Origin of the sequence: Psychroserpens luteus, from assembly GCF_015319355.1 — a bacterium.
In the GTDB taxonomy this organism is placed as follows: domain Bacteria; phylum Bacteroidota; class Bacteroidia; order Flavobacteriales; family Flavobacteriaceae; genus Psychroserpens; species Psychroserpens luteus.
This window is the reverse complement of record NZ_JADILU010000003.1, coordinates 234137-248063: the sequence shown is the minus strand read 5'-3', so window position 1 is coordinate 248063 and position 13927 is coordinate 234137. Positions and strand designations below refer to the sequence as shown.

The window sequence follows — 13927 nt, the reverse complement described above, 5'->3', positions numbered from 1 at the left end:
ATGTCATCAAAATCAATATCTGATGGTGTTTTACTATTTAGATATAATCAAACGCTTATTGAATTTACCGGTTTTGGTTTTGAGACTCACTAAATACGTTCCTTTAGAAATATTAGATAATGATATGTTATAAGTCCCAGACGAATTAGAAGCTAAATTAGACCATTGTTTCACACGCTGTCCTAAAATATTATACAAATCAATATCTTGGAAACTCAAATCTTGTGGCACTTCTATCTTGAGCTCTTTAGTAGAACTAATATAGCTAATTTGTGGTGTGCCCAAAGTAATGTCTTGTGTAGACAATGTACTATCAGCAAATACCATTGCATTAATATTATTAGTAAATGCAATGTAAAAACGATTTGTACTATCACCTTCTGGCATCGTTTCTATAAGGTTGCTGTTAAAAATAGATGTTGTTGTGTTATTTAATGAATCATAGATATAAACGTTAATGGCTTCATCAAAATGCTCTAGAGCTGTTAGAGAAAACTCTACATTTCCAGCATTAGACAAAAATAATCCTAAAGGATACGTTTTAGAATTATTAAAAGCACCAACACCTTGTATATTACAACGTTGTTCTCCAATCATCCAGCTGCTATCATCTGCATAATTATCATAATTCACAGCATCATAACCATAATCATATTCGTCTGTTGCAGCATTATCAGGTGTAAACGCTAATAATAAATGACGAACAAAACCAGTAGAAGTTGTAACATCAATGCGAACACGCTGCACTTGAGTATTTGTTGTTGTAATATCATCGTAATCAAACGACGAACAAACACCTCTTACAGGCATTAAAAAAAACATAGCGAAGCATAAGTAGTATAGCGCTTTCATTAGACTTGGGGTTTTAATGAAAATATTTAGTTGGCGCTAATGTAATACTAAAATGAAATAATCACTACGAAATGCGTAAATAATCGATGAAATGCATTTATTTTGTAATACATTTCTATTTATAACGCTTAAGTAAGCTCATAAGCCTAAGCAAAACAATAAAACCTCTCGATGATATTCACACAATCATAAAAGGTTTTTATAACATTCAAATACGCACACCTGAGTAAATTATAGAAGCGTATCAAACAAAAAAACCTCACTTTACCGAACATATCTGCAAATAATCCCCTAACACTTAAGTTTTTGCATTAAACCTATGGACATTCAGTACCTATTTGTATATATTCGTAACGCTAATTAATTCAACCTAACTAGATGTTTAAAGCTGTACTATTTGATATGGATGGTGTCGTTGTTGACACTGAGCCTCTTCATCACAAGGCCTATTACCAAATGTTTAACGAGATCAACATTGATGTACCAGAGACACTTTACGTCTCTTTTACAGGCCAATCTACAATGGAGATTTCTCAAAAACTTGTGTCTCACTTCAATCTACCAATGTGTGCACAAACGCTAACCGATATTAAAAGAAAGCATTTTAAAACCCTTTTTAAAAGTGATACTTCGCTTCATTTATTAGATGGTGTTTTAGAGATTATCAAAGATTACCATAGTCATGGTATGACATTAGTGCTTGCGTCTTCTGCTTCTATGAAGAATATCAATCGCATCTTTAAGCGTTTTGATTTAGACCAATATTTCACTGCTAAAATTAGTGGTGCAGATTTAAAAGCTTCTAAGCCTCATCCCGAAATTTTTATTAAAGCTGCGGAATTATCTGGCCAACCTCGAAACGAATGCTTCGTTATTGAAGATTCTACTAACGGAATAACCGCTGCAAAAGATGCTGATATTTATTGCATAGGCTATAATAGTCTACATAGTAAAGATCAAGATTATAGTAAAGCAGATTTGGTGGTTTCACATTTTGAGGAGATTTCTTATGAGAAGCTTAAATCTAAATTTATTACGGTTTAATTTCTAAAAAATCACTACTTATCGATGATATTAATTATATTAAAGATGAAGATAAATATTATTTTTCCTCAAAAAAACCAATAGTTTCATCAAATTTGTGTGAGGAAGAACATTTAAATTAGAATAAAATTGGAGATTGATATTAATTGAGTGATTATGCCAAAACCAAAAGGACAAAAAAACGGAAATAACAAAGCCAAGCATTCTAAGCTCATGGCTCAAAAGAAGAATAAACTCAAACAAGAATCAGACTTACGCAAAGAACGTTTGAGAGCGATTATTAAAAAAGCCAAAGAAGACTGATTCAGTCTGTATTGATTTATTCACACATCATAGAATCATTATTTAGACTAAGTAATTGTTGATTTAGGAGTAGTTATCCTAGATTCCGGATTTGATACCACACGTATTTTAATGACGATACTAGGTAGATATGATTGTCCTAAACTTTGCCATACTCTACTTTGAGTGTCTAGAGATAAATTATGCACTTCCAACGTTAGATTTAATAGATGTTTAGGAAACATGGCATGTGTTCTCGCATCATGTATAGGGTTGTTGATTATAAAACGTCTGGCTGATGAAAGTACGTCTAATCCTGAACTATAATCTAAAGCTTTATTAATTGCTAATATCACATATAAATTTACATGATCATCTGGTTGTGATAATGGTCTATTACCGCTACTTTGCCTTTTAAAAGTTACATTACGAGTAACGCTCTCCTCCTCTATAGACAACAACGAAATCACTAAAGGTGTCGTAATACTTTCACTACCTACATGACCTAAGGTGACTTGCTGTTCATCACTATGATATGCGTTTTGCAATTCTGTATTAAGTACTTTAGAAATGAATTCTAGTGCTGTATCAATCATATGCGTAAGCTTTTGAAAATGAATATCATAAAGAAATTAAAGATAATAAAAATTTCTTACTCACCTTTATCAACCTTATCATAAAGCCGAATCACCCAAATTGCCCATATGATAATGCATAAAGACACAAAAACCGAGAAATAAATGACTATATCGTTAGCGTCCATTTTTAATCTGTTTTATAAAGATGACAACTAATAGTAATGTTGGTGCCCAGAGGCCAATAAATATAGCATGTAGCTGATCGCCTCTTAAAAATAAATATTCTGCAACACCAATAATAAATGCACAGAGTAGCAACAAAAAGAAATTAGCTAAACCTATTTTTTTAATAAAATTCATGTGATATACATTAGTTCATCCTCTAAATTAGTAAAAATTTTAACGCGATATTAACTTCATTGAGAAATAAATGAGCTTTATCTTTGTAAGACAAAAGTACTTTTATGTCTCAAGGCAAAAAACCAGACCAAGTTGTATTTAATGAAGACACACAACGCTATGATGCGTCTTTAAAACCGTATGCTACCAATGTAGGTGCGCCTGCGATTAAGGTTACAGACAATTCTACCTGGAAAAACAGAAACATCCAAAAAGCAAATAAACAAATCAAAGCCAAATATTTAGAGCTCAAAGCTGCTTATGATAAAATGATGGAGGAATTAGAATACAATAACCTCGTCTATAATGCACGCTATAATTTTGAACCTATTGTTGGAGAATCGTATCATCTCTATCGTGATAAAAAGGAACAACCTTTTTTATCTATCATTGCTCCTTCCGATTGTAGTTTTGATTTTATAGGAAGTTTTAAACTCAATAGCGAGTTTGTATGGAAAAAAGTGAATAATGATGACCATGCACTTAGACCAAGCTAGATTACTTTTAGATTTTGGATTAGTCGTTCTTATTTGGATGGTGCAATTGCTTATCTACCCAAGTTTTAAATACTTCTCTCCTAGTGCGCTTCTAAAATGGCATAAACGTTATACGTTTTATATGGCTTTAATTGTAATGCCTTTAATGCTTGGGCAATTTGTGATTTACGCCATTCAATTGTATCTCGAGTATTCTATTTTTAATGTCTTCGGAATGCTTGTCGTTATTACCTTATGGCTTTCTACTTTTTTGCAGTTTGTACCATTACACCAAAACATTAGTAATGATTCTTTTTCTGAAAATACTCTGAAACTTTTGGTCTCTCGTAATTGGATTAGAGTTGTGCTTTGGAGTGGGTTGTTTGTTTGGAGTTGTATTGAGTTTTAGTTTTACCTTTCCATCTTTAAACGCTTTACTGCGTTTAAAACCAACTTCCCTTTTGAAAAGATGACTAACATATTATCTTAAAAAAAAAATTCCTTTACTTAAACATTCTTTTTATCCGTCTATTTCTATTTTATGGATCTCATGATGTGCTTCGTAGTACCATCACCGAAAAAAAACCAGAAAAATTTAGTCTGAATTTTAACCCTTCCGCCTTCTAGGCACCTTACCTTCAAAAGGGAAAGACTAAAGTCAGTAATTCATTGTTTTACAAATTAGCTAGTAAACTTAGACAAGACTTAACTAAATTCTCCTCCTTTTTTAAGGAGGAGTGGATTTTGAGCTCGTAAAAGCTCAAAAGACGTGGTGGTTGTTAACGCTTATTCTTCAATAGCGCATTTTGCTCTTCCATTAACTCTGTAAGTTGAGATAATAACTCAATATCTTTAGGTGTTTTTACAACTTCGTTTTTAGGATCTTGTGCTTTATCTTTTAATCTATTCATCGCTTTGACTACTAAGAATACTGTAAGTCCAACGATTATGAAATCAAGGAAGGTTTCAAATAACATTCCGTATTCTATAGCCACCTCTTTGATAATTTCTTCACCTTCTGTATTAAAAACTGAATCTCTTAAAATGTAACGTTTATCTTGAAATTCTAAACCATCTGTCATTAATGATAATGGTGGCATAAATACCTTTTTCACCATCACATCTATCACTTTATTAAAGGCTGCACCAATGATGATACCAATGGCCATATCCATCATATTCCCTTTAACTGCAAACTCTTTGAATTCTTTTAAAAATTTCATGCTTTTGTGTTTTTTATTCTGAAAAGTGCCAAAGTTATTTTAATCGCTTAAAATTTGCAATGGTTTTGACTTATTGAGTTTATTTTTATTTGGATTGAGGCAAGAATTCATGTTGCATGAAGGGTTTGAAAATAGAACCCTTCAGCCTTTTAAGTACTTTCCCTTTAGAAAAGAGAAACTAATCTAATTAAGAATTGACCATTATAACCTATAGATTGCCACGTCATGCATCCTCGCAATGACATTCAATCAATAGCAATAACTATACTTTATGAGAGTACCACGTTATACCTCCTCGCAATAACATTACTATTTCTTATAATGCTTAGCATACTTCCAATACGCTAATGCACCAATAATAGCTAAAACAACCAATGTAAATGCAATATATTGATAACTCAAAATCTGTTGACCAGATTGGTATGAGTGTAAACCTGCCAAATAGAAATTAACACCAAAATAAGTAAAGAGAATACTTGCAAATGCTATTACAGATGCTAAATTAAAACCATAACGACCACGAAGACCTGGTATTAAACGCATGTGAATCACAAAAGCATAAACAATAATACTAATGAGTGCCCATGTTTCCTTTGGATCCCAACCCCAATATCTTCCCCAACTTTCGTTAGCCCACATTCCACCAAGAAAGTTTCCTATAGTTAACATCACTAATCCAACGGTTAGCGCCATTTCGTTAATTATGGTAAGTTCATTAATGTTGAGCAACATTTTGGCTTTGTTCTTTTCCGTAGTAAAAATCATTAAAAGTAAAACGGTTAAACCTAAAATCATCCCAAGTGCAAAAGGTCCATAACTGGCTACAATTACTGCCACATGGATCATAAGCCAATAACTATCTAAAACAGGTTGTAAATTCCCAATAGCAGGATCTGCCCAATTCATGTGAGCAACTACTAAAAGCATAGCGGTTACAAAAGCACCAGCAGCAACTGTTAAATAGGACTTGTTTTTACCTCCTAAAAGATTATAAATGAATGATTTTTTACCGGTATCTGCACTTGACTCTTTAGATAATAATAATCCAAAAAGCATGGTTGCCCAAGCAATATAAATCATAGACTCATAACCATTACTCCAAGGTGCATGACCAGAAATATACCAACGTACAATCAAACCAGCTGTATGGACTAGAAATAGTATAGAAATAACGATAGCAAGACCTTTTATTGCGACATTTAAAGATTTACTTTCTGATTTAAAAATTTGTACAATAAGTAAAATAAATAGGACTAATCCAATAATCATGTAATACCAATAGAGCGTCTTGAAAATATCATACTTATTATAAAGAATTTCGGCTTTTATCTTTTTATCAGTCAACATGACCTCGCTACCAACTTCGGCTTGACTATTTTTAAATCCAGCCAATAAACGGTCTGCAAGAGCATAATCTCCCGATTTTTTTGCTTTATATAATTCTCCTAAATAGAACCCAAAACTGTTTTCTATAAACTTTCCGTAGAGTGTATCTTTTATTTGCTCACGATAATCCTCTTTGTATTCTATTGAAGAAATCCATGTATTCCCTTCATCATCTGGAACAGGAAAAATCTTTATAGAGCGACCATCCAATGTATTAAATAACAAGCTCATACGATCATAAGCTTCTTTTAGTTGATTTTGATAAGCATTAGGAGTCTCAGCAGCATAAGCACCTTTTAAGTATGGTCCTATTTTGTTACGACCATCATCTGTCAAGAAATCTGTGATAGACACATACTCTACACTTTCATCTACACCAATAATATGACGTATAGAATCAGCTTTTCGCCTTGGTAAATAAATGATTGGAACGTTATACCAAAACAACGGACTTTCCTGCATGGACAGTAATACTTGATTGGCATCAAACTCTTCGTAGTGATCGCGTTTGCTTAATTTTCTAAGTACTTCGGAAGCAAATGTGTTCATTGGCATCATTCGTCCGCTGTAATCCTGTATCACTAATTCAGCAAATTTATCTGCATGAACTTTTGGTGTCACATTAGCTCGAATAACAGAATCTATTTCTGCTTTTGTAGGACGCTCAATTTTTACTGATGGTTGTGCCTGAGCACTATGATTATGTCCATCATCTTCACTATGTTCTTGTGAGAAACCAAACATTCCGAAGAAAAACAAAAGCACTGTAAGTGTCTTCGCTTTTTTAGCTTTTACTTTGACTAGCATGCGTTTTAGATCTCCAAAACGAGAGCCTTTAGCAAATAGAATTGCCATCATCCCAAAATACAAAAGCATGTAACCAAAATAGGTCACCCAAGTTCCCCAACGATCATGATTTACTGAGAGTTTCGTTCCTTTTTCATCTGGATAATAACTGGATTGAAAAAAGCGAAAACCTTCTTCATCTAGTACATTATTCATAAATATTTTATAATCGTAAGGCGTTTGATTAGGTTTTATAACCGTGACTTGACTAGAAAAGGCAGAGAAATTATTTTCGGTACCTGGATAACGCTCAGCGACAAAGTCATTGAGTTTTATACTAAAAGGTAATTCTTTAACGATAGAACCATACTTTACTGCAATATCTAATCCTCCAACGTTGACTTGTTCAAATCTTCCGTTGATGTATTGTCCGCCTAATAAATTCACCGTTTTAGTTTCTCCATTAACAGTCACATCAACTACAACTCCATCTTCTCGACTTTGGAGCATCTGTGATTTTTTAACGACTCCAAATTGACCTTGAGTAATAGGTTTTGGAAATACAAGCGCCATATTGGCGAATTGATAACGTGACCTTAATCTAAAAGGTTGAATCGTATCTTTTAATAAAGCTCCCGTTTCTTGGGTTGCCATTACCATATAATCACCTTCAAAAGGCGATTCTATAAACATTTTATTGCCTTTAGATGTGATATTCACAGCTCCAGGTTTTGGATTATTTAGAGTAAATACAATATTATGAATGAGTTCACCATCTTCATCTCCTTCTTTTATATAATGACTGTGCGACCCTTCATCACCAGCTTCTACTAATTTAAGATAAGAATCACCAACATCTCCAGGTATAATATCCAGCTCTGCATCTTTTATAAATTTCTTGACTTGGATGGTTACAGGTGTTCCGTTGTATTCTGATTTTATAGTAACATCATTATCCAAACGTTCAGAAAAATCTACTCGCTCCTGCTCTACGCGTCTTTGCTGTTGACCATTTACGACTAAATCACCATCAATAAATGTGGTTAAAAAAACATCTCTAGTTAAGTATGTGTTTTCGGTTTCGCCTTCACGAATTGGCATCCAACCCTCAAAACCAATATAGCGTGTAATTCCTGCACCTATAAGAATAAAAATAAATGCTAAATGCAGTGTTAGCGTTGCCCATTTTTCTTTTCTAAATAATCTATATCTAAAGATATTACCAATAAAATTGATAACAAAAATGATTTGAATGGCTTCAAACCACCATGCATTATAAATATAATATCTAGAATATGGTGTTGGTGAAGTATCTTGACCAGCGTCCATAAACGTACCAATAATCATGGATACAAAATAAACGATAAATAGAATACCAGTAAGACGTGTAGAAAAGAGAATATTAGCAAGTTTCTTTTGCATAGCAAGAAGGCTTAAATTTTGTTGTGCAAAGGTAACTAATTTAGTTTGTTTAGTGTAGGGCTAATTGTATGAAATATGTGTTAAAAAAGTACGATTTTATATCTGCAATTATATTCTTTTTTCTAATACCGAAAAAAGGACTAAAAAGCCTAGACTGAATTTTAAAACTTAGGCTTTTCACTCACCCCTTCTCTTGTCTAGCCTTAAAAATATTCAAATACATAAACGTTCCCATTTTTCGAGCACGTCGTTTTGCGTTTTCGGTGATTTCGCCTGCAAAAAGCTCATCTAGCGTTTCAAACCATAGGTTGAGCCAAATCCCAAAATGAAGTTCTGTGATGCTATTATTATTTGCATTATCGACTTTGACGTGTGCTTCTAGCGGATTTCCGTAGTACTTCTTCTCCAACTTTTTGGTCATAAATAAACTCGTTTCCCAAAAAGTTGTCAAGTGGTCTAAATGCGTATCCCAATCTTTAATAGTGTTATTAAAAATAGGACCTAGCGTACTTTCTTTACGAACTTTTTTATAAAATGTATCCACTAATAAAAACACATCTTCTCGATTACTAATATCTTGGTTCATAGTCACAAATGTAATTACTGAATTTAAATTAATGTCTGATAATTATCATTTCTTATTTCTATTGTACTTTTGTAGTATGATTTCAGTAGTAATTTTAGGAGCAGGAAACGTTGCTCATCATTTATATAAAGCTTTTTTTTCTTCGGAAAACGTAACCGTTACACAATGGTATAACCGAAACATACAAAGCATGCGACCTTTTAACAACGAGGTGCAATTAACAGATAATTTATCTCAACTTATTGAAGCAGACATCTATATTATCGCAGTTAGTGATGATGCTATCTCAGAATTATCTCAACAGCTACCCTTTGAAGACCGATTAGTTGTTCATACTTCTGGAAGTGTGAGTCCATACGATATTGACATGAAAAACAGACGTGGGATACTTTACCCTTTACAGACGTTTTCTAGAGAGGCCAATATTGATTTTTCCGAAGTGCCTTTATGCATAGAAACCTTGATGCGAAAAGATTACGATCAATTAAAAGAATTAGGTCAATCTATTTCAAATAACGTTAAACGTGTCAATAGCGATCAACGCGCATCTTTGCATTTGGCTGCAGTGTTTGTAAATAATTTTACAAATCAGTTATTTCGTATAGCTCATGAAATCACAGAATCTCAAGGAGCAGAATTTGATTTACTCAAACCGCTCATTTTAGAAACTGCGAATAAAGTACAAGACCTCTCACCTTTTAAAGCGCAAACTGGTCCTGCCAAACGCAATGATAAAAAAACAATCAAAAGGCATTTAAAGATGCTAGATAATGAAGATCATAAGGATATTTATAAATTGATGACTGCTTCTATTCAGAAAACTCATGCTCCAGCATTTTCAATAAAAAAACTAAAAAAGATTAAAAAAGATTAAATGGACGATAAAAGCTATAAAGAATATCTAGAACATATTACCACTTTCATTTTTGATGTGGATGGTGTGCTTACTGATGGAACCGTAACTGTAATGACCAATGGTGATATGCTTCGTCGCATGAATATTAAAGACGGTTATGCGCTTAAAACTGCTATAGATGCTGGGTTTGAGATTTGTATTATTTCTGGCGGAAGTAACCTTGGTGTCCAAAAACGTTTGGAACGTTTAGGTATTACAGATATTTATTTAGGTGCTCACCATAAGGTAAATCAGTATAACGAATATTTGGCTAATAACAATATTGATGCAAAAAACGTGTTGTATATGGGTGATGATATTCCAGATATCCCAGTGATGAAATTGGTTGGTTTGGCTGTTTGTCCGCAAGACGCTGCAATAGAAGTCAAATCAATAAGTCATTACATTTCTCATAAAGGAGGTGGACAAGGTGCTGTAAGAGATATTATTGAACAAGTCATGAAAGTACAAGGCAAATGGGATGGGAATTTTGATGCTAAGTATGATTAAGAATATCTATTAGCTTTTTGCTTTTTGGTAGCTTCTTTGTAGGTGAAATTATATCATAGAAACGCGAAGTCGCATAGAGGATTACTCAAAATGGATTAGAGAATTTTATTAATTCTAAGAACAACTTATAATAACAAAATCATAAGTAGAGCACTAACCACATTAATATTGCTCTAATTAACTAACAACAACCAAACAACTAACAACAATTGCACATTTTAAATCTCATTCGTTGGAAAAATCTAGTAATGATTATCATTGCTCAAGTACTCATCAAATATGCACTTTTAGAGCCTTTTGACGTTTTAACAACTTTAAATACTTTTGGGTTTTCAATTTTATTGATTGCTACGTTATGTATTGCAGCTGCAGGTAATATCATTAATGATATTTATGATGTTGAAACCGATAGTATTAACAAACCCAACAAAGTTATTATTGGTAAATATGTTTCAGAAAACGTAGCATACAATCTATTTTTCGCACTAAACATCATTGGTATTATTCTAGGATTTTATTTATCAAATACTGTTGGTAAAAGTTCATTTTTTGCCATTTTTGTTATTATTTCTATGACGCTTTATGTCTATGCTTCTTATTTAAAAGGAACGGTTTTATTTGGCAATATTATCATTTCATTTTTAGTTGCAATGAGCATCATTATTGTTGGAATTTTTGATTTGTTGCCTGCCATAATTCCGCAAAACAGAGAGACACAACTCACTTTTTTAGATATTATTTTTGATTATGCCATTTTCGCATTCTTAGTTAACTTGGTACGAGAACTCATTAAAGATATACAAGATATTGATGGTGATTATAAATCTGGCATGAATACTTTACCTATCGTTATAGGAAGAGAACGTTCAAATAAAATTGCTTTTGCTGTTAGTATGATTCCTACAGGAGCAGTTATTTATTTTATAGTGACCTATCTATACAAACAACCAATTGCGATTGGCTTTTTTTTATTATTTGTGATTGCTCCTTTAATTTATGCAACAATAAAAATATTTGGAGCCAGTAACAACTTTCATTACAAACACATAAGCTTGGTTTATAAATTGGTCATGTTTTTTGGAATCTTATCTTTATTACTTTATCCTTTTATTATTAAAACTGCATAAAAATGATCCAAGACACACTAAAAAATTATAACCTGATTCTAGCTTCTGGCTCACCTCGTCGTCAGCAATTTTTTAAAGATTTAGGATTAGATTTTGAGATACGTTTAAAACCTGTAAAAGAGGAGTTTCCTGACCGATTAACCCATTTTGAAATTAGTGATTATTTAGCTCAGTTAAAATCACTTCCTTTTAAAGAGGAATTAAAAGATAACGATATTTTAGTAACTAGTGATACTATCGTTTGGCATGACCAAGAAGCATTAGGAAAACCTAAAGATTATGATGACGCATTTAACATGTTATCATCTATGAGTGATGCCACCCACGAGGTTATTACCTCAATTTGTTTCACAACAAAAACATCTCAAAAAACAGTAAATGCAATTACCAAAGTGACCTTTAAAGCACTTACTGAAGATGAAATCAATTACTACATCAATAACTTTAAACCCTTTGACAAAGCTGGTGCCTACGGAATTCAAGAATGGATTGGACAAATAGGAATCTCTAATATTGAAGGCTCTTATACCAACGTAGTAGGATTACCAACTCATCTACTTTACAAAACGTTAAACAGTATTGTTCTATAAGATTTGGTTTGTAATTTTGCACAAAATTTACTGCCATGAAAAAACTACATATTGTAATGCTTATTTTCTTCGGAATATTCGCCTCGTGTAAAGATAATTCGACTCAAAAAGACCAAGTTTTAAATAACGAGCCTATTCCCGAAGCATCAAAAACGCTTCCGAAGTCTCCTGCATTTGAGCAATCTCAAGAATTTAAAGACTATTGGTACGCTGGAGAAGCAGAAATTACATCATACAAGTTAGAGCAAGCTCGTTATGGAGAAATGCGAGATGGCAGTGCTGTTTTAGTGTTTGTTACTGAAGATTTCCTTCCGAAGAAACAAGTCAAAGCAGATCAATATGATAAAACCAACACTCCTGTTTTAAAACTAAATTCTACTAAAAAATTCAATACTGGGATTTATCCGTATTCAATAATGCAATCCACATTTTATCCTGTAAGTAATAATCAACATGCTTTAAAAGTGAGTTGCTCTGTGCAAGAATGGTGTGGTCATATTTATTCGCAACTCAACAATCGTGATCTGTTTGAAATCACATCACACAGTTATTTTGAAAGCGATGCAGACCAAGAGTTCACATTAGAAAAAGTTGTTTTAGAAAATGAGCTGTGGACTCAACTTAGACTTGACCCTAAAAGTTTACCTGTTGGAGATTTTGAGATAATCCCTTCAATGGAATTTATAAGACTCAAACACATAGAAATGAAACCCTATTTTGCCAAAGCTATAAACAAAGAGGGTAAGTATACTATTTATTATAATGAGTTTGATCGAAAATTAACTATTAATTACAATCCAAATTTCCCATATGAAATAACTAGTTGGGAAGAAACCTTTAAAGATGGTTATGGTACAAATGCAAAAACATTAACTACAAAAGCAACAAAGCTTAAAACTATTAAATCTGCATATTGGAATAAGAAGACAAATGCAGATGGAATTTTAAGAGAAACACTCCAATTAAAACGTTAATATTTTTAAATTTGAAATGTATCTTTAACCTATAAACTAAACTCCTATTCATGTTTTTTGAAACATATAAATCTGAACTTATTATCACAGGAATAGTACTTCTTGTATTATTTTTAGTACGCTTAATTAGTCATACAATTATTAGAAAAATTGGACGCAAAAGTGAAATTAACGAAGCTCGTATAAAACTAATTAACAGATATGTATCTGTCACATTTTTCATTATTGCTTTAATTATTGAAGCTTTTGTATTTGGTGCAGAATTTAAAGACATGGCTCTTGTTTTCTCCTCCGTTTTTGCTATCATTGGTATTGCGCTTTTCGCCATTTGGTCCATTTTAAGTAATGTAACATCTGGGATTATCATGTTCTTTTCGTTCCCATATAAAGTAGGAGATAAAGTAAAAATTCATGATAAAGATTTCCCTATCGAAGCTATTATAGAAGACATTAGAGCCTTTCAATTACACTTGAGACAAGACAATGGCGATTTAGTAACCTACCCAAATAATTTAATGCTTCAAAAAGGAGTAACGCTTATAGAGAAAGATGCCATTGAGAATTTTCATGATGATGGCTCAGATTCTATCTAACGACCTATAGATTTGAAGATCAAACGTACTTCACATCATTATATATTTATTATTCTTTATCTCTTTTTACAATTGTATTAGTCATAAAACACTAAGCGATTAATAGATTCTTTTTTTCTTCGGAAATAGGCTTTTATAATCTTTTACGAATCAATTACACTTAAAAAAAGGAGCTAAACCCCTTGTTAATTAGTGATTTAGTTT

Annotated in this window: 16 protein-coding genes; 10 read left to right on the top strand and 6 right to left on the bottom strand. The window is 32.5% G+C overall.

Annotation, left to right across the window (positions count from 1 at the left end):
- Positions 1 to 33: 33 nt before the first annotated feature.
- Complete coding sequence (locus IM744_RS08105) at positions 34 to 852, bottom strand: T9SS type A sorting domain-containing protein (RefSeq protein WP_194507625.1); 819 nt, start codon at positions 850 to 852, stop codon at positions 34 to 36.
- Between the two features lie 378 nt (positions 853 to 1230).
- Between IM744_RS08105 and IM744_RS08100 the strand changes: the two genes are divergently transcribed.
- Together IM744_RS08100 and IM744_RS08095 are read left to right on the top strand one after the other, a co-directional pair.
- Positions 1231 to 1896, top strand: coding sequence for an HAD family hydrolase (locus tag IM744_RS08100; protein ID WP_194507624.1), 666 nt, complete (start codon positions 1231 to 1233; stop codon positions 1894 to 1896).
- Positions 1897 to 2052: 156 nt separating this feature from the next.
- Positions 2053 to 2199, top strand: a complete 147-nt coding sequence (locus tag IM744_RS08095; RefSeq protein WP_194507623.1) for a hypothetical protein — start codon at positions 2053 to 2055, stop codon at positions 2197 to 2199.
- Positions 2200 to 2246: 47 nt separating this feature from the next.
- Here IM744_RS08095 and IM744_RS08090 read toward each other — a convergent pair whose 3' ends face one another.
- Both IM744_RS08090 and IM744_RS08085 read right to left on the bottom strand, forming a co-directional pair.
- Positions 2247 to 2774 (bottom strand): Pvc16 family protein, encoded by a 528-nt coding sequence (locus IM744_RS08090; RefSeq protein ID WP_194507622.1) that lies wholly within the window; start codon positions 2772 to 2774, stop codon positions 2247 to 2249.
- A gap of 156 nt (positions 2775 to 2930) precedes the next feature.
- The gene (locus IM744_RS08085) at positions 2931 to 3116 is read right to left on the bottom strand and encodes a hypothetical protein (RefSeq protein WP_194507621.1); all 186 of its coding nucleotides are present in this window, start codon (positions 3114 to 3116) and stop codon (positions 2931 to 2933) included.
- Between the two features lie 104 nt (positions 3117 to 3220).
- Here IM744_RS08085 and IM744_RS08080 point away from each other — a divergent pair, with 104 nt between their 5' ends.
- Entirely contained in the window at positions 3221 to 3652 is a 432-nt protein-coding gene (locus IM744_RS08080) for a DUF2452 domain-containing protein (RefSeq protein ID WP_194507620.1), read from the top strand.
- Positions 3633 to 4040 carry a hypothetical protein gene (locus IM744_RS08075; RefSeq protein WP_194507619.1) on the top strand — a complete coding sequence of 136 codons (408 nt, stop codon included), beginning with the start codon at positions 3633 to 3635 and terminating at the stop codon, positions 4038 to 4040. Before IM744_RS08080 ends, IM744_RS08075 begins: the two co-directional genes overlap by 20 nt.
- 370 nt (positions 4041 to 4410) lie before the next feature.
- Here IM744_RS08075 and mscL read toward each other — a convergent pair whose 3' ends face one another.
- From mscL to IM744_RS08060, 3 genes are all read right to left on the bottom strand, one after another.
- Positions 4411 to 4854, bottom strand: coding sequence for a large conductance mechanosensitive channel protein MscL (gene mscL, locus IM744_RS08070; protein WP_194507618.1), 444 nt, complete (start codon positions 4852 to 4854; stop codon positions 4411 to 4413).
- 309 nt (positions 4855 to 5163) lie between these two features.
- Positions 5164 to 8448 carry a cytochrome c biogenesis protein gene (ccsA, locus tag IM744_RS08065; RefSeq protein ID WP_194507617.1) on the bottom strand — a complete coding sequence of 1095 codons (3285 nt, stop codon included), beginning with the start codon at positions 8446 to 8448 and terminating at the stop codon, positions 5164 to 5166.
- A gap of 181 nt (positions 8449 to 8629) precedes the next feature.
- Positions 8630 to 9034 carry a group III truncated hemoglobin gene (locus tag IM744_RS08060; protein ID WP_194507616.1) on the bottom strand — a complete coding sequence of 135 codons (405 nt, stop codon included), beginning with the start codon at positions 9032 to 9034 and terminating at the stop codon, positions 8630 to 8632.
- Positions 9035 to 9110: 76 nt separating this feature from the next.
- On the opposite strand from IM744_RS08060, the gene IM744_RS08055 reads away from it, so the two are divergent.
- The 6 genes from IM744_RS08055 (at position 9111) to IM744_RS08030 (ending at position 13723) form a co-directional block, all read left to right on the top strand.
- Positions 9111 to 9908 (top strand): Rossmann-like and DUF2520 domain-containing protein, encoded by a 798-nt coding sequence (locus IM744_RS08055; protein WP_194507615.1) that lies wholly within the window; start codon positions 9111 to 9113, stop codon positions 9906 to 9908.
- Positions 9909 to 10439 carry a KdsC family phosphatase gene (locus tag IM744_RS08050; protein WP_194507614.1) on the top strand — a complete coding sequence of 177 codons (531 nt, stop codon included), beginning with the start codon at positions 9909 to 9911 and terminating at the stop codon, positions 10437 to 10439.
- Between the two features lie 209 nt (positions 10440 to 10648).
- On the top strand, positions 10649 to 11566 hold the full coding sequence (locus tag IM744_RS08045; protein WP_194507613.1) for a geranylgeranylglycerol-phosphate geranylgeranyltransferase: 918 nt from the start codon (positions 10649 to 10651) through the stop codon (positions 11564 to 11566).
- 2 nt (positions 11567 to 11568) lie between these two features.
- Entirely contained in the window at positions 11569 to 12156 is a 588-nt protein-coding gene (locus tag IM744_RS08040) for a Maf-like protein (protein WP_194507612.1), read from the top strand.
- A 35-nt stretch (positions 12157 to 12191) separates the two neighbouring features.
- A complete protein-coding gene (locus IM744_RS08035; RefSeq protein ID WP_194507611.1) occupies positions 12192 to 13130 on the top strand; it encodes a septum formation inhibitor Maf in 939 nt (312 codons plus the stop codon).
- A gap of 50 nt (positions 13131 to 13180) precedes the next feature.
- Positions 13181 to 13723 (top strand): mechanosensitive ion channel domain-containing protein, encoded by a 543-nt coding sequence (locus IM744_RS08030; RefSeq protein WP_194507610.1) that lies wholly within the window; start codon positions 13181 to 13183, stop codon positions 13721 to 13723.
- Positions 13724 to 13927: the final 204 nt, after the last annotated feature.

Bases quoted from the DNA above. Each gene is read 5' to 3' on its own strand.
- IM744_RS08085 (WP_194507621.1), bottom strand. From the start codon at position 3,116: ATGAATTTTATTAAAAAAATAGGTTTAGCTAATTTCTTTTTGTTGCTA.
- IM744_RS08075 (WP_194507619.1), top strand. From the start codon at position 3,633: ATGCACTTAGACCAAGCTAGATTACTTTTAGATTTTGGATTAGTCGTT.
- ccsA (WP_194507617.1), bottom strand. From the start codon at position 8,448: ATGCAAAAGAAACTTGCTAATATTCTCTTTTCTACACGTCTTACTGGT.
- IM744_RS08105 (WP_194507625.1), bottom strand. From the start codon at position 852: ATGAAAGCGCTATACTACTTATGCTTCGCTATGTTTTTTTTAATGCCT.
- IM744_RS08060 (WP_194507616.1), bottom strand. From the start codon at position 9,034: ATGAACCAAGATATTAGTAATCGAGAAGATGTGTTTTTATTAGTGGAT.
- IM744_RS08050 (WP_194507614.1), top strand. From the start codon at position 9,909: ATGGACGATAAAAGCTATAAAGAATATCTAGAACATATTACCACTTTC.
- IM744_RS08030 (WP_194507610.1), top strand. From the start codon at position 13,181: ATGTTTTTTGAAACATATAAATCTGAACTTATTATCACAGGAATAGTA.
- IM744_RS08055 (WP_194507615.1), top strand. From the start codon at position 9,111: ATGATTTCAGTAGTAATTTTAGGAGCAGGAAACGTTGCTCATCATTTA.
- IM744_RS08040 (WP_194507612.1), top strand. From the start codon at position 11,569: ATGATCCAAGACACACTAAAAAATTATAACCTGATTCTAGCTTCTGGC.
- mscL (WP_194507618.1), bottom strand. From the start codon at position 4,854: ATGAAATTTTTAAAAGAATTCAAAGAGTTTGCAGTTAAAGGGAATATG.
- IM744_RS08095 (WP_194507623.1), top strand. From the start codon at position 2,053: ATGCCAAAACCAAAAGGACAAAAAAACGGAAATAACAAAGCCAAGCAT.
- IM744_RS08100 (WP_194507624.1), top strand. From the start codon at position 1,231: ATGTTTAAAGCTGTACTATTTGATATGGATGGTGTCGTTGTTGACACT.
- IM744_RS08090 (WP_194507622.1), bottom strand. From the start codon at position 2,774: ATGATTGATACAGCACTAGAATTCATTTCTAAAGTACTTAATACAGAA.
- IM744_RS08035 (WP_194507611.1), top strand. From the start codon at position 12,192: ATGAAAAAACTACATATTGTAATGCTTATTTTCTTCGGAATATTCGCC.
- IM744_RS08080 (WP_194507620.1), top strand. From the start codon at position 3,221: ATGTCTCAAGGCAAAAAACCAGACCAAGTTGTATTTAATGAAGACACA.